This window comes from Pseudomonas orientalis, assembly GCF_001439815.1.
Classification (GTDB): domain Bacteria; phylum Pseudomonadota; class Gammaproteobacteria; order Pseudomonadales; family Pseudomonadaceae; genus Aquipseudomonas; species Aquipseudomonas orientalis.
The window spans coordinates 194324-215509 of sequence record NZ_JYLM01000001.1 but is presented as its reverse complement, the minus strand read 5'-3'; the positions used below and the strand labels follow the sequence as shown (position 1 = coordinate 215509).

General features: G+C 60.1%; 21 protein-coding genes. 9 read left to right on the top strand and 12 right to left on the bottom strand.

Features of this window, described 5'->3' with window-relative positions; all coding sequences use genetic code 11:
• Positions 1-113 precede the first annotated feature (113 nt).
• The 6 genes from relA to ptrR all read right to left on the bottom strand — a co-directional run bounded on the left by relA (position 114) and on the right by ptrR (position 7008).
• Positions 114-2360 (bottom strand): GTP diphosphokinase, encoded by a 2247-nt coding sequence (relA, locus tag TU82_RS00990; protein ID WP_057721283.1) that lies wholly within the window; start codon positions 2358-2360, stop codon positions 114-116.
• 120 nt (positions 2361-2480) lie between these two features.
• A complete protein-coding gene (gene rlmD, locus TU82_RS00985) occupies positions 2481-3833 on the bottom strand; it encodes a 23S rRNA (uracil(1939)-C(5))-methyltransferase RlmD (protein WP_057721282.1) in 1353 nt (450 codons plus the stop codon).
• Positions 3833-4735: a cysteine synthase CysM gene (gene cysM, locus TU82_RS00980; RefSeq protein ID WP_057721281.1), complete on the bottom strand. Its 903-nt coding sequence runs from the start codon at positions 4733-4735 to the stop codon at positions 3833-3835. The genes rlmD and cysM overlap by 1 nt, the downstream gene beginning before the upstream one ends.
• A 236-nt stretch (positions 4736-4971) precedes the next feature.
• Positions 4972-5571 (bottom strand): tRNA-uridine aminocarboxypropyltransferase, encoded by a 600-nt coding sequence (locus tag TU82_RS00975; RefSeq protein WP_057721280.1) that lies wholly within the window; start codon positions 5569-5571, stop codon positions 4972-4974.
• A 277-nt stretch (positions 5572-5848) separates the two neighbouring features.
• Positions 5849-5971: a PA1414 family protein gene (locus TU82_RS29325; RefSeq protein ID WP_017737772.1), complete on the bottom strand. Its 123-nt coding sequence runs from the start codon at positions 5969-5971 to the stop codon at positions 5849-5851.
• A gap of 143 nt (positions 5972-6114) precedes the next feature.
• A complete protein-coding gene (gene ptrR, locus TU82_RS00970; protein ID WP_057721279.1) occupies positions 6115-7008 on the bottom strand; it encodes a putrescine utilization regulator PtrR in 894 nt (297 codons plus the stop codon).
• Between the two features lie 104 nt (positions 7009-7112).
• On the opposite strand from ptrR, the gene TU82_RS00965 reads away from it, so the two are divergent.
• On the top strand, positions 7113-8312 hold the full coding sequence (locus TU82_RS00965) for an MFS transporter (protein ID WP_057721278.1): 1200 nt from the start codon (positions 7113-7115) through the stop codon (positions 8310-8312).
• On the opposite strand, the gene TU82_RS00960 is transcribed toward TU82_RS00965, so the two are convergent.
• The 3 genes from TU82_RS00960 to TU82_RS00950 all read right to left on the bottom strand — a co-directional run bounded on the left by TU82_RS00960 (position 8224) and on the right by TU82_RS00950 (position 11152).
• Entirely contained in the window at positions 8224-9666 is a 1443-nt protein-coding gene (locus TU82_RS00960; protein WP_057721277.1) for an NCS1 family nucleobase:cation symporter-1, read from the bottom strand. The two genes, TU82_RS00965 and TU82_RS00960, sit on opposite strands and share 89 nt — an antisense overlap.
• 197 nt (positions 9667-9863) lie before the next feature.
• Positions 9864-10262 (bottom strand): DUF2177 family protein, encoded by a 399-nt coding sequence (locus tag TU82_RS00955; RefSeq protein WP_057721889.1) that lies wholly within the window; start codon positions 10260-10262, stop codon positions 9864-9866.
• A 53-nt stretch (positions 10263-10315) separates the two neighbouring features.
• Positions 10316-11152, bottom strand: coding sequence for a CvfB family protein (locus TU82_RS00950; RefSeq protein ID WP_057721276.1), 837 nt, complete (start codon positions 11150-11152; stop codon positions 10316-10318).
• Between the two features lie 325 nt (positions 11153-11477).
• Between TU82_RS00950 and TU82_RS00945 the strand changes: the two genes are divergently transcribed.
• The 3 genes from TU82_RS00945 (at position 11478) to TU82_RS00935 (ending at position 13520) form a co-directional block, all read left to right on the top strand.
• Positions 11478-11657 (top strand): hypothetical protein, encoded by a 180-nt coding sequence (locus TU82_RS00945; protein WP_017527541.1) that lies wholly within the window; start codon positions 11478-11480, stop codon positions 11655-11657.
• Positions 11658-11864: 207 nt separating this feature from the next.
• Complete coding sequence (locus tag TU82_RS00940; protein ID WP_057721275.1) at positions 11865-12587, top strand: TorF family putative porin; 723 nt, start codon at positions 11865-11867, stop codon at positions 12585-12587.
• Between the two features lie 66 nt (positions 12588-12653).
• Positions 12654-13520, top strand: a complete 867-nt coding sequence (locus TU82_RS00935) for a DUF6279 family lipoprotein (protein WP_057721274.1) — start codon at positions 12654-12656, stop codon at positions 13518-13520.
• 214 nt (positions 13521-13734) lie between these two features.
• On the opposite strand, the gene TU82_RS00930 is transcribed toward TU82_RS00935, so the two are convergent.
• Positions 13735-14136 (bottom strand): hypothetical protein, encoded by a 402-nt coding sequence (locus TU82_RS00930; protein WP_057721273.1) that lies wholly within the window; start codon positions 14134-14136, stop codon positions 13735-13737.
• A 154-nt stretch (positions 14137-14290) separates the two neighbouring features.
• Between TU82_RS00930 and TU82_RS00925 the strand changes: the two genes are divergently transcribed.
• Entirely contained in the window at positions 14291-14566 is a 276-nt protein-coding gene (locus TU82_RS00925; protein ID WP_057721272.1) for a hypothetical protein, read from the top strand.
• Between the two features lie 73 nt (positions 14567-14639).
• Here the strand turns inward: TU82_RS00925 and TU82_RS00920 are convergent, their stop codons facing one another.
• Positions 14640-15986 carry a DEAD/DEAH box helicase gene (locus TU82_RS00920; protein ID WP_057721271.1) on the bottom strand — a complete coding sequence of 449 codons (1347 nt, stop codon included), beginning with the start codon at positions 15984-15986 and terminating at the stop codon, positions 14640-14642.
• Positions 15987-16178: 192 nt separating this feature from the next.
• On the opposite strand from TU82_RS00920, the gene TU82_RS00915 reads away from it, so the two are divergent.
• Positions 16179-17468 carry a mechanosensitive ion channel family protein gene (locus TU82_RS00915; RefSeq protein WP_057721270.1) on the top strand — a complete coding sequence of 430 codons (1290 nt, stop codon included), beginning with the start codon at positions 16179-16181 and terminating at the stop codon, positions 17466-17468.
• A gap of 43 nt (positions 17469-17511) precedes the next feature.
• Here the strand turns inward: TU82_RS00915 and TU82_RS00910 are convergent, their stop codons facing one another.
• Positions 17512-18069: an RBBP9/YdeN family alpha/beta hydrolase gene (locus tag TU82_RS00910; RefSeq protein ID WP_057721269.1), complete on the bottom strand. Its 558-nt coding sequence runs from the start codon at positions 18067-18069 to the stop codon at positions 17512-17514.
• A gap of 454 nt (positions 18070-18523) precedes the next feature.
• On the opposite strand from TU82_RS00910, the gene TU82_RS00905 reads away from it, so the two are divergent.
• Genes TU82_RS00905 through TU82_RS00895 form a run of 3 tightly spaced genes read left to right on the top strand, consistent with a single transcriptional unit; the run spans position 18524 to position 21185 of the window.
• On the top strand, positions 18524-19672 hold the full coding sequence (locus tag TU82_RS00905) for an iron-containing redox enzyme family protein (RefSeq protein ID WP_231982772.1): 1149 nt from the start codon (positions 18524-18526) through the stop codon (positions 19670-19672).
• Positions 19673-19683: 11 nt separating this feature from the next.
• Positions 19684-19998, top strand: a complete 315-nt coding sequence (locus tag TU82_RS00900) for a Rieske 2Fe-2S domain-containing protein (RefSeq protein ID WP_057721268.1) — start codon at positions 19684-19686, stop codon at positions 19996-19998.
• Between the two features lie 5 nt (positions 19999-20003).
• Positions 20004-21185, top strand: coding sequence for an MFS transporter (locus TU82_RS00895; protein WP_057721267.1), 1182 nt, complete (start codon positions 20004-20006; stop codon positions 21183-21185).
• The last annotated feature ends 1 nt before the right edge of the window (position 21186 follow it).

Genomic DNA, 21186 nt, shown 5'->3' with positions numbered 1-21186 from the left:
CCGATCCAATGTGGGAGGGGGCTTGCCCCCGATGGGGAAGGATCAGCCGACACCTGTATTGACTGACCCACCGCTATCGGGGGCAAGCCCCCTCCCACATTATTTAACTGCGTTCACCCAGGGGTGCGATTACGCCGTGTCTCAATGATGTTCGGCAACTGGGAAATCCGCCCCAGCAGCCGCCCCAACGCGTCCAGCCCCGGAATCTCGATGGTCAGGGACATCAGCGCGGTGTTGTCCTCTTTATTCGAGCGGGTGTTGACCGCAAGTACGTTGATCCGCTCGTTAAGCAGCACTTGCGACACGTCACGCAGCAAACCGGAACGGTCGTAGGCGCGGATGATGATGTCCACCGGGTAGGTGAGCACCGGCACCGGCCCCCAACTGACCTGGATGATCCGCTCCGGCTCGCGCCCGCCCAGTTGCAGCACCGAGGCGCAGTCCTGGCGGTGAATGCTCACGCCACGGCCCTGGGTGATGTAGCCGACAATCGCGTCGCCCGGCAACGGCTGGCAGCAGCCGGCCATTTGCGTCATCAAGTTGCCTACGCCCTGGATCTGGATATCGCCGCGCTTGCCGGGTTTGTAGCCGGTGGCCTTGCGCGGGATCAGTTCCAGCTGTTCGTTGCCGCGCTCCGGTTCGACCAGTTGCTGGGCCAGGTTGACCAGCTGCGCCAAGCGCAGGTCACCGGCACCGAGGGCGGCGAACATGTCTTCGGCGATCTTCATGTTGGCCTTTTCGGCCAGCTTGTCGAAGTCCACCTGGGGCAGGCCCAGGCGCGCCAGTTCGCGTTCGAGCAGGGTCTTGCCGGCCGCGACGTTCTGGTCGCGGGCCTGCAGCTTGAACCAGTGGACGATCTTCGCCCGCGCCCGCGAGGTGGTGATGTAGCCCAGGTTCGGGTTCAGCCAGTCGCGGCTCGGCGTACCGTGCTTGCTGGTGATGATCTCGACCTGCTCACCGGTTTGCAGGCTGTAGTTGAGCGGCACGATGCGCCCGTTGATCTTGGCGCCCCGGCAGTTGTGGCCGATTTCAGTGTGCACGCGGTAAGCGAAGTCCAGCGGCGTGGCGCCCTTGGGCAGGTCGATGGCGTGACCGTCGGGAGTGAAGATGTAGACCCGGTCCGGTTCGATATCCACGCGCAGCTGTTCGGCCAGGCCGCCGATGTCGCCGAGTTCTTCGTGCCACTCCAGCACCTGGCGCAACCAGGAGATCTTCTCTTCGTACTGGTTCGACCCCGCTTTGACGTCGGTGCCCTTGTAGCGCCAATGCGCGCAGACGCCCAGCTCCGCCTCCTCATGCATCGCATGGGTGCGGATCTGCACTTCCAGCACTTTGCCCTCAGGACCGATTACCGCCGTGTGCAGCGAGCGGTAGCCGTTTTCCTTGGGGTTGGCGATGTAGTCGTCGAATTCCTTGGGGATGTGGCGCCACAGCGTATGGACGATCCCCAGCGCGGTGTAGCAATCGCGCATTTCCGGCACCAGTACACGCACGGCCCGCACGTCGTAGATCTGGCTGAATGCCAGGCCCTTGCGCTGCATTTTGCGCCAGATCGAATAGATGTGCTTGGCGCGACCGCTGATGTCGGCATCGACGCCGGTGGCCTGCAACTCGGAGCGCAACTGGCCCATCACGTCGCTGATAAAGCGCTCGCGGTCGAGCCGCCGCTCATGCAGCAGCGTGGCGATCTGTTTGTATTGATCGGGCTCGAGATAGCGGAAGGACAGGTCCTCCAGCTCCCATTTGATATGACCGATACCCAGGCGGTGCGCCAGCGGTGCATAGATGTCGAAGACTTCGCGGGCGACGCGGTTGCGCTTTTCGTCGTCGGCGGTCTTCACTGCACGGATCGCGCAGGTACGTTCGGCCAGCTTGATCAGCGCGACGCGTACGTCGTCGACCATCGCCACCAGCATCTTGCGCAGGTTTTCCACCTGGCCCTGGGTACCCAGCACCATGGACTGGCGCGGGCTGAGGCTGGCACTGATGGCCGCCATGCGCAGCACGCCGTCGATCAGCTTGGCCACCACCGCGCCGAAACGCTGGCTGACGGTCGGCAACGGAATATGCCCTTCGCGCACGCCGCGATAGAGCACGGCGGCGATCAGCGAATCCTGGTCCAGCTTGAGATCGGCCAGGATCTCGGCGATTTCCAACCCGGTACGAAAGCTTGAAGTGCCCTCCGCCCACAGGTTCTTGGCCGCATTGTCCTGCTGTTCAGACTCACGCGCGAACTCGCACGCTGCTTTCAAGGCTTCACGGTCCAGTGCCGGGTCGACACTGACGGCATGATCCAGCCATGCCTCGAGATTGATACTGCCGTCGGTGTTGATCGGCTGGTGTGCTCTCACCTGTACCATCTTGCTTACCTTCCCTACGACGCACCTTGGATGCGCCAAAAATCATCGCCGACCTTGCTGCAGATTCCCTGGCAGTTCACGGCCCTGGAGACTGCAGGCCAGTCGGATTAAACGGGCATCCTAGCCCGCTTCAAATAACGCCATGGCCTCGACATGCGCGGTCTGCGGAAACATGTCGAGGATCCCGGCACGCTTTAGCCGGTAGCCTTGCTTGACCAACTCAACCGTGTCCCGCGCCAGCGTGGCCGGATTGCAGGACACATACACCAGGCGCCTGGCCCCCAGAGTGGCAAGTCTGCGCACAACTTCCTGGGCACCGTCGCGAGGTGGGTCCAAGAGTACCGCAGAAAAGCCTTGTTTGGCCCACTCCGCGTCAGTCAGGGGCTGGGACAAATCGGCCTGAAAAAACCGTGCATTATGCAAATTGTTGCTCAGGGCATTCTGTGCCGCGCGCTCTACCATGGTCTGCACGCCTTCCACCGCCACGACCTCACGTACCTGCCCGGCCAGTGGCAGGGCAAAATTGCCCAGCCCGCAAAACAGATCCAGCACCCGCTCATCGGGTTGCGGCGCCAACCATTCCAGGGCCTGGGCCACCATCGCCTCGTTGACTCCGGCGTTGACTTGCACAAAATCGCCCGGCCGGTACGCCAGCTCCAGATCCCATGCCTCCAGGCGGAAACCGAGCGTGTTACCCGGCTCGACCGGCTCCGGCTGGCCCTCACCCTGCAGCCACAACTGGGCATCATGGAAGCTGCAGAATTCTTGCAACACCTGCATGTCCGCGTCGGACAGCGGTGCCATATGCCGCAGCAACACCGCGATGGACGTACCACTGAACAATTCCACATGCCCCAACGCCTGGGGTTTGCTCAAGCGGCGCAGCATGCTCGGCAGACGCTGCATGATCGGCTGCAAGGTCTGTACCAGTACCGGGCAATCATCGATGGCGACGATGTCCTGGCTGGCCACGGCACGAAAACCGACCTCCAGGTGTTTGGCCTTGGCATCCCAGCGCACGGCCACGCGGGCACGGCGGCGGTAGGCGAATTCCGGACCGCTCAACGGCGGCGCCCACGCGTGCGGTTCGACACCGGCCACACGGGACAATTGCTCGGCGAGCATGCGCTGTTTCAGCGCAAGTTGTTCGGCATGGGGCAGGTGCTGCACGCTGCAACCGCCACAGCGGCCAAAATGCGCACAGGGTGCAGCACGACGCAGTTCGCTGGCCTTGAACACACGCTCGGCGCGCGCCTCGACCACCTTGCCGTGGGCGCCCAGCACCCGCGCTTCCACCTCTTCGCCGGCCAGCGCACCGTTGACGAACCAGGTACGCCCTTCGAAGAACACGATGCCGCGCCCGTCATTGGCCAGGCGCTCGATGGTCAGGCGTTGCTTCTTGCCCACAGGAATCTGTGGGGCCCGGCTGCCGCCCGTCGGTTGGAAGCGCAGGCCTCTCTCGTGCTTGGCCATCAGTTGGGTTCGTCGAAAATGCCGGTCGACAGGTAGCGGTCGCCTCGGTCACAGATGATCGCGACGATCACCGCGTTTTCCACCTCTTTGGACAAGCGCAACATACCGGCCACGGCGCCACCGGACGACACACCGCAGAAGATGCCCTCTTCACGGGCAAGGCGCCGGGTGGTGTCTTCGGCTTCACGCTGGGCCATGTCGATGATGCGGTCCACGCGCGTGGCGTTGTAGATCTTCGGCAGATACTCTTCGGGCCAGCGGCGGATACCGGGGATGGCCGCGCCTTCCATCGGCTGCAGGCCGACGATCTGAATCGCCGGGTTTTGCTCCTTGAGGTAGCGCGAATTGCCCATGATCGTGCCGGTGGTGCCCATGGAGCTGACGAAATGGGTGATGGTGCCCTGGGTCTGGCGCCAGATTTCCGGGCCGGTGCTGGTGTAGTGCGCTTCGGGGTTATCACCGTTGGCAAACTGGTCCAGCACTACGCCACGGCCTTCGGCGGCCATGCGTTCGGCGAGGTCGCGGGCGCCTTCCATGCCTTCTTCCTGGGTGACCAGGACAAGTTCGGCGCCATAGGCGGTCATTGCCGCCTTGCGCTCGGCGCTGCCGTTGTCGGGCATGATCAGCACCATCTTGTAACCCTTGATCGCGGCGGCCATAGCCAGGGCGATCCCGGTATTACCCGAAGTGGCTTCGATCAGCGTGTCTCCCGGCTTGATCTGCCCACGCAACTCGGCGCGGCTGATCATCGACAGCGCCGGGCGGTCCTTGACGGAACCGGCGGGGTTGTTGCCTTCAAGCTTGAGCAACAGGGTATTGCTGGTTTCACCCGCCATGCGTTGCAAGCGGACCAGGGGCGTGTTGCCGACGCAATCGGCGATTGTTGGGTACTGCAAGGTCATGGCGTATTCGCAATCCAGACTGCGGGGCGCACATCATACCGGGAAAGGTCGGCAGGCCATATCACGCAAAGTGTGGTGCTTATGGCTTATAGGAATAAGGAAGGGATGTGGTGCCAGTGAGGGCGCCATCAGGGGCAAGCCCCCTCCCACCCTGGACCGCAATCCCATGCTGGAACGCGGTCGAATGTGGGAGGGGGCTTGCCCCCGATGGCCGCGCCTCGATCATCCGCCTGGCCCTAATCCCCACCGCCATGATTTCTCTGAAAAACCTCTTCCCCCATCGCCGCAATCTGCCCCTCGATCAACACTTCAAAGGGTTTGAGCAGCGTCTCGAACGATGCTGGCGCTTCCAATACCTGCAACGCTTGCACGATCGCTTCGACCGTCGACAAGGCGCCAGGCCCCGGCGCCTTGCGCAAGCGATACCGGGAGATGCCGCCGTTGGCCAGCGTCACCCGAGGCAACGCCGCCAGCAATGGGTTGAGGTGCAGCAACTTGCGCGCCTTGCGCCAGGTGCCGTCGGGCACCACCAGCAGCAGCGGCTGATCGTGTTGTGCGTAGGCGTGAAGAGATTGGGCATCGTCGGCCGGAAACAGCAGGCGCGCCTGATAACCGGGCGGGTTCAACAGGGTCGCCAGGTCATCAAACACCTCCCCCACCACCAACTGCGCATTGTTCAATCCCAACGCCGCCAGCCGCGCGGTATTGAGCGCGTGGTTGACCTCGCTCGGATGCTGCAAGAGCAACACGCGGGTTCGGCTGTCAAGCTGGGGAATCAGCGGGCACAAGCAGTGGCTGAGGGGCCTGAGGCAACGGGAACACTGGGGTCTGGACATGTTTTTTCAGGCTTGGTTGAGCTGGGCTTTTTTAAGTGAATTGCGATGACTCTGGTGTTCGTGACCGCGCGGGCGTTTATGCACAACGACGGACTGGCGCTCGGCCCTCCCGTTTTATTATTAAGTCAGGCGCCCTATCCGCTCGTCTTGCCGGACACAAACAAAATGTGGGAGCGGGCCTGCTGGCGAATGCAGTAAACCAGTCAACTATTTATCGACTGACTCACCGCATTCGCGAACAAGCCCGCTCCCACACGAATACCGGGTTGGCTTGAGCTCAACGCCGACGGGGGCGGCGTTGCTCGTCATCGGTACGAATCGGTACCGGCTGCAGCGGAGGCTCGATCAAGCCCAGCGCAACGCCAAGGTCATGGAGCCAGGTTTGAATTTTCTCTTTCATGATGTGCCCCCTTTGAGGGTGATGCGGGTAGGCGTCTGTTTTGTCGCCCTTTCCTACACTGATAGTAGCCCTAAGTCCTATGTATTGCTTGCGCCAAACCACAACGAACTATTACTGAATGGATCAGAATCCTGTCGGATCGTTCAAGCGATCTTGCGCCCGTCTTGCACGCTCTCTGCCTGGCCCGCCTGCTGCAGCTCGATCCATGCATTGAGGTTAGCGCCGAGCATACCCTTTCGCCACATCAACCAGGTGGTGGCAGTGGCAAAAGGCCCAGTCAGCGGATGAACGGACACACTGTCCCTGCCCGGCAGGCTGTCGAGCATGGATTCGGACATCAACGCCACACCGGAGCCGGCGACCACACAGGCGAGCATGCCTTGGTAGGACTCGATCTCGATGGCGCGGCCCATGGCCACGCGTTCGTGGGAAAACCAGGTCTCCAGGCGGGTGCGATAGGCGCAACTGCGGCGGAAGGTGAACACCGAGCGGCCGGCCACGTCCTGGGGGCCACGCACCGGCGGATGGTCGGCCTCGCAAATGATCACCAGACGCTCTTCGCACAGCGGCACGCCATCGAGCGTGGCAATCGTCAACGGACCATCCACCAGCGCCGCATCCAGCCGACCGGTGATCAAGCCTTCCAGCAGTTCGCCGCTCGGCGCCGATTGCACCTGCAGGTTCACCATCGGATAGGCCTTGTGATAACGCGCCAACAGTTTGGGCAAGTGAATCGCCGCCGTGCTGTACATGCTGCCGAGCACAAAATCCCCGGCCGGTTGCCCGCCCTGCACGGCGCCGTGAGCTTCGTCGTGTAGCGCCAATAAGCGTGTGCTGTAGTCCAGCAGCACTTTACCCGCAGGAGAAAGCTGCAAACGCTGGCGCTCACGCACAAACAGCTCGACGCCAAGCTGTTCTTCCATTTGCTTGAGGCGGGTCGACAGGTTGGACGGCACACGGTGCAGGCGCTCGGCGGCGCGGGTAATGGAGCCCTCCTCCGCCACCGCCTGGAAGATGCGCAGTTGACTGAACTCCATACCCTTTCTCCAAAACTGAACAAGTTGCTCACTATTATTCATTTTTACAGAAAGTCAATCCGCTTTAGCCTGACGGTCTTCGCTTTTTCGCAGGACACTTGAACATGTCACCGTTGATTCGCTTAACCGCCAGCTTTGTCGCCTTGATGATGGCCATGGGCATTGGCCGCTTTGCCCTTACCCCGCAGATGCCGCATTTGCTCAGCGAAGGCCAGATCGACCTGACCGGCGCCGGGTTGATCGCGGCCGCCAACTACTTGGGTTACTTTGTCGGTGCGGTGGACTCGATATTCGCCCGCAGTCACCATCATATTAAGGGGCGCTTGTACGGCGGATTATGGCTCTGCATGCTGCTGACCCTGGCGTCCTGTTGGGCCCACGGTTTCTGGCCGCACCTGCTGCTGCGTTTCGGCACCGGTGTCGCCAGCGCCTGGGCCCTGGTGATGATTACCAGCCTGAGCCAGCCGTTGGCGATTGCCGCCGGCAGGCCACGTCTGGGAGCACTGGTGTTCGCAGGGCCTGGCCTGGGCATTGTGCTCACCGGACTGCTGGCGCTGGGCTCCAACCTGTTGGGGCAAAGCTCCGCGACGCTGTGGTTGGTGTATGGCGCGGTGGCACTGGTGATGCTGCTGGCCATCCTGCCCTTCCTGCCAAAGCCGACCACGCTGGCTGCGCCCGCCTCCAGCGCTGGCAATAACGGCAGCATCGCGCACTTGGGCTGGATCTATTTCCTGTACGGCCTGGGCTACATCATTCCCGCGACTTTCCTGTCGCAGATGGCCAGTGCGCAGTTCAAGGGCGCCTGGCAGGCCGACTTGTTCTGGCCGTGCTTTGGCCTCGCCGCAGCGACGGGCGTGGCGATTGCCAGCCTGCGCCGCAAGGATCCGAACACCACCCGGCGCTGGCTGATGACCACGCTGTGGCTGCAAGCGGCCGGTGTATTCACTTGTCTGTTGGGCAATGGCTGGGGCCTGGCGCTGGGAGTGTTGCTGTGCGGTGCACCGTTTCTGGCATGCATGCAATTGGTCATGGCGCGTTTGCGCGAGATCGCGCCCCACGGCTACCAGCGCAGCACCGGGTTGTTGACGGCCAGCTTTGCCATTGGTCAATTGAGCGGGCCGCTGCTGGCCTCGGTAAGCAGCCACTTGAGCGGCGGCCTGCAACCGGCGCTGGTGATCGCCGGTTGCGGCCTGTTGGTGGCGGGCGGTGTATTGCTCAGCCAGCGACCACAGGGCTCGGCAAGCGCACCTGCTCACGGCGTGCCAGTACCAGGAAAAACAGCCCTCCCAGGAAGCAGCCGGTAAACCAGGCAAAATTCGCCATGCCCTGCAACGCCGGGGTGAAGGTGATCGCGACACCCACCAGCGTAGCCGGCACCAGAGCCTTGACCGCCGTCCAGTTGACCCCGCCGTCGAAGTAATAGCGCCCGCTCGGGCTGTCATCGAACAGCGCATCCACGTCGATCTGCTGCTTTTTGACCAGGTAAAAATCCACTAGCAGGATGCCGAACAGCGGCCCGATAAATGCGGCGAGGATATCCAGGGTGTAATGAATCATCAGCGGATTATTGAACAGGTTCCACGGCGTGATAAAGATCGATGCCACGGCCGCGATCATTCCACCCGCACGCCAGCTGATTTTGCTCGGCGCAATGTTGGCGAAGTCAAATGCCGGCGAGACAAAGTTGGCGACGATATTGATGCCGATGGTCGCGGTGACGAAAGCGAAGGCGCCCAGCAACACGGCCATGCTGTTGTCGATACGCGACACGGTGGCGATGGGGTCATGCAGCATTTCGCCAAACACCGGCAGGGTGCCCGAAACGATCACCACGGTTACCAGGGAGAACGCCAGGAAGTTCACCGGCAGCCCCCAGAAGTTGCCACGGCGCACGTCCTGCATGCTGCGGCAATAGCGGCTGAAATCGCCGAAGTTCAGGGTCGGCCCGGAGAAGTACGACACCACCAGCGCCGTCGCCACGATCACCTGGCCGAACGCCTGCCAGCCTGACAGCGATTTTTCCGCCAGGGTAAAGCTGATATTCGCCCAGCCCGCTTTCCACACAATCCAGCCGGCCAGGGCAAACATCACCGCATACACCACCGGGCCGGCCCAGTCGATAAAGCGGCGGATGGACTCCATGCCGGCCCAGAATACGGCGGCCTGCAAGACCCACAGGGTGAGAAAACCGAACCAGCCCAAGTAAGACAAACCGGCAAAATGCGGCTCTGCATATACAGCCATCGACGGGAAAAAGCGCAGCACCACGATGATCAAGGCACTCGAGGCCAGGTACGTCTGAATGCCGTACCAGGCAACCGCGATCAGGCCACGGATCACCGCAGGAATATTCGCGCCAAACACACCAAATGCCAGGCGGCAAATCACTGGATAAGGCACCGCCGCTTGCTGACTTGGCTTGGCCACCAGGTTGGCAATCAGTTGCACAATGCCAATGCCCGCGAGCAGGGCAATCAACACCTGCCAGCTGGCCAGCCCCAGGGCGAACAGGCTGGCGGCGAACACGTAGCCGCCGACGCTGTGCACATCACTCATCCAGAAGGCGAAGATGTTGTACCAGGTCCACTTCTGCGGCAATGGGCCCAGGTCATGGTTATACAGCCGCGGACTGTAGCCTTTGGGCAATTGTTCTGTCATTGCTGGGCTCCTCGAAAGCTCGCCGTGCGCCGTCGTAGCGATATGCATACGGTGGACGATACGGGTTGTATACGAGGTATTCAGCAGAATGCGTGCCAATGGCACACAATCCCTCTGGAACGACGTTCCAAAGGATCTAAGAAGGTTTAGAAATAGAAGCTATGCGCAGCAACGGTGCAAGACAATCCTGTACACAATCACTGGCGCACCCGTTGTGCACACAGGAAGCCGACTGTGCAACAGACCGCCGTGAGAACAGTACCCCACGCCATGTCCATCATCGCCAGGCCGGCGGACCAGCCTTGCAGTGTGGCCCAATTGCTCAGGTCGTAGGTGCCATAAGCCACCAACCCAAGCAAGGCGCCCAACCGCGCAGCGCGTTGCCAGCTTGCGCTGGGCAAGACCACGAAGATCACGCAACCGAGGACATACAGCAGATAAAACACGACGGCGGGCAACAGGCGGGGCTGATCGAGCATCAGCGCGCCGAGCAGGCTTTTATAGGTAGGCCCCATGAGGACGCCGAGCCAGAGCCCGTCGAGCACCAGAAAGGTGAATAAGGTACCGAGATAGGCAAACAAGGTTTTCTTCGACATCTGACCGTTCCACTGCAGGAGCAAGCGTGCTCCTACAGCAGAGCCAGCCGCACTCAGCTTAGTTCAATGCGATCGGCATGAATCACAATCTGCCCTTGCTTGTAGAGCGCGCCAATGGCCTTTTTGAAGTTGCCTTTGCTCACGCCGAACAAGTTGCTGATGACGGCGGGATCGCTTTTATCACTGACCGGCAAGGTGCCGTTGTTGTCACGCAATTTGGCGAGGATCTTCGAGTTGAGGCTGGAAGCCGCTTCCTGGCCAACCGGCTGCAGGCTCAGGCTGATATTGCCATCGGCGCGAATCTCTTTGATAAAGCCTTTCTCTTCCTTGCCTGGGCGCAGGAACTTGAACACTTCGTTCTTGTGGATCAGTCCCCAATGTTTGTTGTTGATGATCGCCTTGAAGCCCATGTCCGTGGCTTCGGCCACCAACAGGTCGACTTCCTGGCCCACCTGGTAATTGGCCGGCGTCTTGTCCAGGTAGCGGTCAAGGCGCGCGGTGGCGGTGATGCGTTTGGTGTGCTTGTCGAGGTAGACATGCACCACGCAATATTCTCCGGCGCTCAACTGGCGTTTTTCTTCCGAATAGGGCAGCAACAGATCCTTGGGCAGCCCCCAATCGAGGAAAACACCGATACTGTTGACTTCCACCACTTTCAAACTGGCAAATTCGCCCACTTGAACTTTGGGTTTTTCAGTGGTGGCAATAAGTTTGTCATCACTGTCCAGATAAATGAAAACGTTAAGCCAGTCTTCATCCTCACTGGGAATATCTTTGGGGATATACCGATTAGGCAAGAGGATTTCACCGTCTTGCGCCCCATCGAGGTACAAACCAAAGTTAGTGTGTTTAACCACTTGCAAGCTGTTGTAGCGCCCGACTAAAGCCATTTCCAGATACCCTCATTGCGTGGGCGGCATTCTACCCGAGTTGAGCCGGACACGCGCGCGCGCCTGAAAAAACCGAAGGCTGGCGTGGCGCTCCAATGGCACTGCCCCGCTCGTCTGATCAATCCTGCGAATTTTTGCTCATCGCCAGCGCCCGTTCATCTCGAGCTTTCGAGTTAAAACAGTCAGTTAGGGGATTAATTCGTTGATCAAGTTCAGTGTTTTGCAGACGCTGCATTTAATTCTTCGGGGATATTGGCCAAGCAATTGTCAAGTATTTCCTGTACGATGCCTGGCCAAGTTAATTTTCTACAGGTTAGTGGCCGCCATGCGTGTAAAAGCATCCAACAGCAAAGCAAAGCCAGCTCCCGCCGTTGAAACCAGCGAATCGATCAACAACCAGATTGCTGCGTTCCTCAAGTCCGGCGGCGAAATCCAGCAAATTGCCAAGGGCGTGAGCGGCCAGACTTTCGGCCCGTCCAAGCAGATCAGCCTGGGCAAGAAGTAATACCTCGCAACGCACCTGGTCCCTAAGCGTCTTGCCCTCAAGGCGCTAGGACTAGAGCCCGAAACACACCCCGCAGCACCTGGATTCTCACGTCAATCGACGAACGGGCCTCATTGCCGAGCATTCGCCGGTATCCTTGCACACGTCTGGCACGGGCATCTGCCCAGTTTTCTTCATCACTGCTCCTCGCTTTTCATGGAGTGAAGCATGCTCAAATCCTGCATTTTCCTGATCAGCGCGCTTGCCGCTTGTCCACTCGCCGAAGCGCATATTTTCCAGCGCGAATTGGGCGACTTCGACCTCAAATTGGGTACCACTCCCAGCCGTACCATGGCCCAGGGCCTGGTCAAACCGACCTCCCCCGGCAGCGATGCGTTCCATGGCGGGCTGGACCTGACTCACGACAGCGGCCTGTACGTCGGCCAGTTTTCACCGAACATGGGGTTGTCCTCGCCCAGTACCCTTGAAGTCGATTCCTACATGGGCTTCAAACACCCTTTCGACCAGACTCTGGGCTACGAAGTGGGTTTGATCCACTACAGCTACCCCAAGGTCAGCCCCCTCGACAGCCAGGCGTTTTATGGTGGGCTGAACCTGCTGGGCAACCGTTTCGGCGTATCCTTCAGCAACGACCCCGACCGCCAGGACAGCACGCTGTTTGCCGACCTCGGCGGCACCCAGCCTTTCGGCATCGGCGTCAGCATGAAGTACACCACCCATCAACTGGGCACACCGGTGTCAGTGGAGAACGGCGCTATCAGCAGCTTCAGCGACTGGTCGGTGCAACTGTCCCGAGCCTGGAAAGGGGTGGACCTGGACCTGATCTACAGCGACTCCAGCCTCAGTGGCGGTGACTGCTCGGCGTACTCCGGACACAATTCGCAATGTGACGGCCTGTTGACCTTGAAGGCTGTCCGGTCGTTTTATTGATGGGCTGAACTGTCGCACCCTGCGCAGGTTCACATGCATTAATCCCATCCGTGCAAGGACCCGCCCATGTTGCGTCGGCTCAAATTCCTGGTGTTATTGCTGACCCTGAGCCTGGCGCTCGCCGGCTGTAATCGCGTGGGCCTGGCCTACCGCAATCTTGACGTGATCATTCCCTGGACCCTCAACGACTACCTGGACATGAACGCCGGGCAGAAGAGCTGGTTCAACGACACACTCAAGGGACACCTGGCTTGGCACTGCACCACGCAATTGCCGGGTTACCTGGGCTGGCTGGACCGCCTGCAACAGATGGTCGACAGCAACCAGGTCACCGACGCCGCCTTGCAGGCCCGCACTGTCGAAGCAAAACAGGCTATCGCCGAGATCGCGCGTGAAATTACCCCGTCTGCGGTTCAACTGCTGCAAGGTCTGGACGATCAGCAGGTCAAGGAAATGAATGACGCCTTGGCCAAGGACCTGCGCAAGCGCCAGGACGAATACCTCAAGCCACCACTGGCCCAGCAGATCAAAGAGCGCGCCGAGCGCATGAGCAAGCGCCTGGATGCCTGGATCGGCCCACTCAGCGCCAGCCAGCAGCAACGGGTGATGGACTGGTCTGTTGCGTTGGGGGATCAGAACGGCGCGTGGATCGGCAACCGCGCCCATTGGCAGACGCAATTCAGCGAGGCGGTGCAGCAGCGCAACAGTCCGGGTTTTGCACAAAAAATACAGCAGTTGCTGGTGGACCGGGAAAGCCTTTGGACACCCGAGTACCGTGCTGCCTATGCACAGACCGAAGCGGCGGCGCGTAGCCTGATTGTGGATTTGATGGCGCAGAGCACCCCGCAACAGCGCATGAAGCTGACCCAGAAAATCGACAGCGTACGCAACGACTTCAAGGCCCTCAAATGCCTCAAGGCTGCCTCGATTTAATGTGGGAGAGGGCTTGCTCTCGAGAGCGGCGGGTCAGACTTATCTTTGATGACTGACAAACCGCTATCGGGGAAAAGCCTTACCGCCGTCTGTAGGAGCGAGCTTGCTCGCGAAAAACGTCAACGATAACGCGTGCTTTCTGAATAAACGCGGTGCCCGTGAGTTTTTCGCGAGCAAGCTCGCTCCTACACGTCCCACAGGCTTATGCGGGGCTTCAGATGGCGCCGCCGGCAATTGCGGCTTTGGAGGCCACTTGGTCGAAAGTTGCTTCGTCCAGCGCATCTTCCTGTTGATCCAGGACATGGCGTGGATGGTGTTCACCTGGAATCGAACTGTCGATCAGGGAAAGCAGGCTTGAACCTCGCGGGGTCAAAATGAAATTCTCGCCATTGCCGCCCTCTTCCTCCGGACGCGATTCGATAAATCCACGCTTGAGTAGCAGTGCTTCGTAATCCGCAGCCTCCTTTTTCAGCGCATCCAGATTGCCAACAGACTCGCCCGCCGTGGCCTTGTCGGCGGCTTCCTGTTCCGCATATTTGCGCGGGGCAAAGCTACCGTCGCCGTTTTGTACTTCATGCAGCAGACGTTCGATCAGATCCCAGTTGTAAGTCGTCATCCTGATTCCTCCTGCAGGCCCACGAAAAAGTAGCCCGTCTGAAGGTGTGACACGCCAGCTCACTCGCCGTTCAGCCTGATCGACGGCGGTCATTTCGCTGAACTTTCCCGACGTTCGCGCCCTCAACCGCACACAATCGCCAAGGAGGTCCCCGATGAAAACCCTGATGAACCTGGCCATCGCCGCCACGCTGCTGAGCAGCGTGTCCGCCTGGGCCTGCACGCCGGACGAAGCCACAGCCAAGCGCGAGCAACTCGCGCGGGAAGTGACTCGACTCACTGAGCAGAACCCGACCAAGGCCAAAGAGATGAATGACGAGCTGCAGAAAATGGACCTGGACACCGAAAGCGCGGAATTTCCCGACAAGTGTCAGTTGATTGATGCGCGCCTCAAGGAACTCAAGGAAGCAGCGGCTAAAGCCAAAAGCTGAATGCAGGCATGGACGCGGAGCGTCCCGGGAGGCGTTCCCACGCGGAGCGTGGGAACGATCGGTCAGACGGATGTTACTCGGCAGCCGGCGCTTCCGGCTTGCGGCGCTTGAGCGGGGCCATGCCGTCCTTGCTGACGAGCGACAGGTTGTCGGTCTTCGGCCGGTTGGCGATCTTGCGCTTGGTCGGCGACTTGGCGCCGGCTTTCTTCTTGTCGCCCTTGGCGTCGACTTTTTTCTTCTTCACCCCAACGGCCTTGCCCGACGCCTTGACCTTCTTCGGACCGGTGTAAGCGCCTTTGACTTCCTTGATGGTGCGGCGCTCGAACGATTGCTTGAGGTAGCGCTCGATGCTCGACATCAGGTTCCAGTCGCCGTGACAGATCAGCGAGATGGCCAGGCCATCATTGCCGGCACGCCCGGTACGGCCAATGCGGTGCACGTATTCGTCGCCGCTGCGCGGCATGTCGAAGTTGATCACCATGTCCAGGCCGTCGACATCGAGACCGCGCGCGGCAACGTCGGTGGCGACCAGGATTTTCACGCCGCCGGCCTTGAGGCGGTCGATGGCCAGCTTGCGGTCCTTCTGGTCCTTTTCGCCGTGCAGCACGAACGCCTTGTATTCCTGCGCCACCAGCCGGCCGTAGATGCGGTCGGCCGCGGCGCGGGTATTGGTGAACACAATCGCCTTCTGGTAGGTCTCGTTGGCCAGCAACCAATTGAGGATCTGTTCTTTATGCACATTGTGGTCAGCGGTGACGATCTGCTGACGCGTGGTCGCGTTCAGGTCGCTGACGTTGTTGACCTGCAGGTGCTCGGGGTTGTTCAGCACCTTGGCGACCATGTCGCGCAGGGTCGAGCCGCCAGTAGTCGCGGAGAACAGCATGGTCTGCTGACGATTGACGCACTCGGCCACCAGGCGCTGCACGTCATCGGCAAAACCCATGTCGAGCATGCGGTCGGCTTCGTCGAGCACCAGCACTTCGACTTCCTTGAGGTCGAGGTTGCCGGCGTTGAGTTGCTCGATCATGCGCCCCGGGGTGCCGATCAGGATGTCCGGGACCTTGCGCAGCATGGCGGCCTGGACCTTGAAGTCTTCGCCACCCGTAATGATGCCGGACTTGATGAAGGTGAACTGCGAGAAGCGCTCGACTTCCTTCAGGGTCTGCTGGGCCAGCTCGCGGGTCGGCAGCAGGATCAGGGTCTTGATGCTGACGCGAACCTTGGCCGGACCGATCAGGCGGTTGAGAACCGGCAAGACGAAAGCGGCGGTCTTTCCGCTGCCGGTTTGCGCCGTCACCCGCAGGTCACGCCCCTGGAGCGCGAGCGGAATGGCCGCTGCCTGCACAGGCGTAGGCTCGACAAATTTAAGCTCGGCCACGGCTTTGAGCAGGCGTTCGTGCAGGGCGAATTGGGAAAACACGGGTGCTACCTCGAAGAAATACAAAATATCAGCGGCATAGGTTACCGGTTTCGGGCGTCCAAACCGAGTTTCTTTACGCGAACGGTGCTAATCAGCTGCTTTTTTGTCAGCGGTTTTGTCCGTGGCGTCAACTTTGTTGCACTTAAATGCTCTAATCGGCCCGTGTTGTCTTACAGAAGAATCGGTTAACCCATGGATACCAAACAGCTCTGGCGCAACGTCCAAGACCTCTGGGGCGCCCTCGATGAACACCCGGTCCTGCATTCCAGCCTCGGTCTGCTGGTATTGCTGGTGGTGGCCCTGGTGGTGGGGCGCGTGGCGCGTTACCTCATCCTGCACGCGGTCAAGCTGCTCGGCCGGCAACCGGCGCTGCACTGGCTCAACGATCTGCGGCATAACAAAGTGTTCCAGCGCCTGGCGCAGATGACGCCGTCCCTGGTGATCCAGTTCGGCCTGTATCTGGTGCCGGACCTGAGCAAGACTGCCATCCTGTTCATCGGCAACGTGGCCCTGGCGATCACCATTCTGTTCATGGTGCTGGCGATGAGTGCCCTGCTCAACGCGCTGCTGGATATCTACGCGCGCACTGAACATGCGCGCACCCGCTCGATCAAGGGCTATGTGCAGTTGGCGAAGATGGTGCTGTTCGTGTTTGGCGCGATCATCATCGTCGCCACCCTGATCGACCGTTCGCCGCTGTTGCTGCTGTCGGGCCTGGGCGCGATGTCGGCGGTGATCCTGTTGGTGTACAAGGACACCCTGCTGTCGTTCGTCGCCAGCGTGCAATTGACCAGCAACGACATGCTGCGGGTCGGCGACTGGATCGAAATGCCCCAGGTCGGCGCCGACGGCGATGTGGTGGATATCACCCTGCACACGGTCAAGGTGCAGAATTTCGACAAGACCATCGTCTCCATTCCCACCTGGCGCCTGATGTCCGAGTCGTTCAAGAACTGGCGCGGCATGCAGCAATCCGGCGGACGGCGCATCAAGCGCAGCCTGTTCATCGACGCCAGCGGCGTGCGCTTTTTGCGCGATGACGAAGAAGAACGCATGACCCAGGTGCACCTGCTCACCGGCTACATCTGCCGCAAGCAGGCCGAACTCAAGGCCTGGAACGAGGCCCAGGGCCACAGCGCGCAGCTGTCGGCCAACCGCCGCCGCATGACCAACCTGGGGACCTTTCGCGCCTACGCCCTGGCCTACCTGCAAAGTCACCCGGACATCCAGCCGAACATGACCTGCATGGTGCGCCAGATGCAGACCACCGCCCAGGGCGTGCCGCTGGAGATCTACTGCTTCACCCGCACCACGGCGTGGGCGGATTACGAGCGGATCCAGGGGGATATCTTCGATTATCTATTGGCGGTGTTGCCGGAGTTCGGCTTGAGCCTGTACCAGCAGCCGAGCGGCACGGACCTGCGCGGCGGGCTGTTTGCGATGACGCAGAATGCCAAGGCCGTGGAAACCCTGGAGCATTGAGCAACTGAGCTGCGAGGGGCTTGAGCGGCCCCTCGCAGTGGCGCTACTTAAGCTGGAACTGCGGGTCACCGGTCAATTGGTAAAGGTATTCCACACCCTTTGGCCAAGGCCCGTACCCCGCGTCGCCTCTGATATGGCCGGCGTCCTGCTCCCACACCAGTTCACTGCCCCATGCCTCGCCGAACGCTCTCGCCCTTTGCTGGGTGACGTAGGGATCATTGGTGCTCGCCACCAGGATGGTGCGAAAAGGCAGGCGCTGCATCGACATCGGAGTAAAACCGGTTGTGCCCGACGGATACGAGTCCGCCTCGGTATCGCTTGGCGCCACCAGCAAGGCGCCCTTCACCTTGTTCGACTGCGGATACTGCGCCGCCCAGCGCGTAATCAGGGTAATCGCCAGGCTGTGCGCGACCAGCACAACCTCGCTGTCAGCCGCCTCTATCGCCTGATTCAGGCGCGCCACCCAATCGGCAGCGACCGGTGTTTCCCAGTCCTGCTGCTCCACCCGCTGCAACCCGTGGAATTGACGCTCCCATTGCGATTGCCAATGGGCTTCACCGGAGTTGAACAGGCCCGGCAGGATCAAAACGTTGACTGTCATCTTCCCTCTCCTTCCCGGCCTTTCAGCCCGCATGCCGGAAAAACGCCGGCGAACATGTCTAGCCGTCGCCCCGAAATAAATCAACTCACCCAAATCACAAAGCAGACTCCACCTATTGATTTAGTGAAATTCACTATCTACGCACCCAATTTTCAATCTGTTTTTAGAAAAACCAAATCTATAGCATCTGGCCATCGAACAAATCAGCCAGAAGGCATTTCTTATGTTATGGACAACTAAGCTGTCAGATGATGCGCCACACTTCGCACTCAGCTCAGATGCCGAGGCGCTTACCCACTACGGTAGCGCCAGTGCTTTTGCCCAGCCGCGCAGCTTTTATACCAACAGTCCCTTTCAGCGCCCTTCTCGGCCGCAGGACATATCAGACGTAATTATCAGTAGTCGTCTAACAAGCGATCAACTTTCCGACAGCCATCATTTATTGGCACAGCGGTTGTTACTGAATATCTACGAGCAGGACCTGGTATTTCTGCCCAAGCCGCCCATGGAACTTGATCTCAAGGCGTTCAAACAGTTCTACGACCCTGAACACGCCGCCAGCGGCAAGAAGATCCGTCCACTGCTCGAACAGTACTTGTATGACTGGCTCAAGCAAGAAGTGCATATCAACGGTTCGTGGTGCCTGGAATCGTTTGTCGCCCACACCGACAAGGTCCTGGAGGATGTCGCGCAGTCGGAGTCCAAGCTGCACAAGGTGCTGACCACCAGCCGCAACCCTGAACGTGCCGCGCGTTTTTTCATGACCCAATGCGCCGGCGATTTCCTCAGTGAAGCCTCCGCAATGGCGCGCAATGTGCTGGGCAACTGCGGCGTTTACACCAGCGAGCTGTTCAAGATCCTGATCGATGAATATGGCTACGGTGTCGATAAAAAGAAGCACAGCACCATTTTTGAAGACATGCTCAAAGACATGGGCATGTCTCATCATGTGCACCATTACTGGCAGTTCTACACCGCAGGTTCCCTGTCGCTAACCAACTACTTCCATTATGTATCCGCCAACCATGGCGAGCTGTTCCGCTACATCGGCGCGATGTATTACACCGAGGCCAGCCTGGCCCTCACCACCAAGCACCAGTCGAGCGCCATCAAGGCCATTTTTGGCGACAGCGTCTCCACCGATTATTTCGATGAACATTCACACATCGATGTCCATCACGGAAGAATGGCCCTGCAGCGCCTCATCCTGCCCATGATCAAGCAATTTGGCAGCAAGATCATTCCCGACCTCGTCCGCGGTTTCGAGGAATTCAGGTTGCTGCAGGACATCGCCGACGAAGAGCTCTACGCCCATATCAAATGGCATGACGAGCTGGATGAACACCGTGCACTGGCTGCCGCCCGCCACGGCCTGAAGCCGGTTGACCTGCGCATTACCGAGACCGAGCACGAACTCTCGGTGCCGCACACCCACCCCAATGACGAGCTGTTCTGGGTTGAAACCGGCGAGCTGGATTTTGTCGCCAGCCCCGAACTCAGCGTGCGCCTGAAGGCCGGGGAAGGCGTGGTGATTCCCAAGGGCATGCTGCATGGCACACGCGTCGTCAGCCCATCCTGCACCTATACCGTCACGGCACTTTGAGTAGGCACCCCATGAAAGCTATCCGTCTGAACCTGACCGACGCCAACTACGTGGCCGTGGAAGACACCACTTATTTTCTCAAGCGCCACACCTATTCGACGCAGCTGCTGCCGACCACTTGCCCCCATCGCGGCGGCCCGTTGCACATGGGTGAAACCAGCGGCGACGGGCAGAGTGTGATCTGCCCCTGGCACGACAACGCTTACAAGGTGTGCAACCTGGAAAAGAAGTCGCCACCCAGCGTTCGCGTCAGAAACCAGTTCAGTACCGTCGTAGGTGACACCCAACGGTGCGTGCCTTTACTCAAACTCTCTCGTTACGACTGATCCCTATGACTAATAAATCAACACTGACAGCGTTCTACTCGATCGTGACCCTGTTTACCGGCCTGGACATGGCGATTGTGATTGCCATGGTCTGGTTCGGCCTGGAAACCACCGGCTCGACATTTCTGGTGGGGGCCACGCTGTGCGTGGCGACGGTGGTGCCGTATGTGTGCGAACAATACATCGGCAAATTCTTCACCCTTGAACTGAGCATGAAACGCCTGCTGTACATCCGCCTGACCGCGTTCGCCGCCGTGCTTGGCTTGTCGTTCACGGACGCCGCCGTGTTGCCCGTCGGCTTCCTGGCCATCGCTTTTGTGGTCGGTGTCACCGACTATTTCACCATCAGCACCCTCGAGTCGAAAAATACCAAGCTGGTGCTGGCCGGTGCGACCGACAGCGACACCTCGGCGCGGCTGATGCAAACGTCCATCCAGATCGGCGCCTTTGGCGGCGCATTGCTGGGCGGGGTGATCGTGGACGTATTCTCGGTCAGCCAGACCCTTCAGATCATCAGCCTGGCGGCGATTGTCTCGCTGGTGGCGATCCTGTTCGTGCAGGCCACGCCAGGCAGCGACGCCGCCGAACAGACCAGCGACAGCCCTGTCGCCCAGGCGCTGAACCTGCCGCGAAACCTTTACGTGCTGATCATCGTATTAAGCATGATCGGGTTCCATATCGGCGCCTTCAACAGCCTGGTGCCGATCGTGTTTCAAAAACTCAATGAGTGGAACGCCACCCTGTTCGGCGTGGCCAGCGGTCTGGCGGGCCTGGGTGCATTCAGTGCGGCAGTGCTGCCACGTATCAAGCTCAACAGCTATGGCGCCATCGTGCTGGTGCTGCTGGCCGACGTGGCAATCGTGTATTGGCAGAACCTCTACGTGATGATGGCGGCCGCGTTCCTGCTGGGCTTTTGCATCAACAGCCTGCGCATCCAATTGCGTAAAAACCTGATCGAGTCGGCGCCCAACGCTCGGGTGGCTGACGTGATCGCCGCAAAAAGTTCGCTCTACTACCTGCTGGTCAGCGGTTCAGCGCCGATGATCCTGACGTTTTTTACCACGGCGGGGTTCCTCGGCCTGGAAGGCGCGCGCGCGTTGATGATCGTCTCCGCCGGCCTGTTGGCCGCCGCCGTACTGGCGTGGAACCTCACGCCGGCGGTTCCGGCCACCGCGACCCTTGAATAAG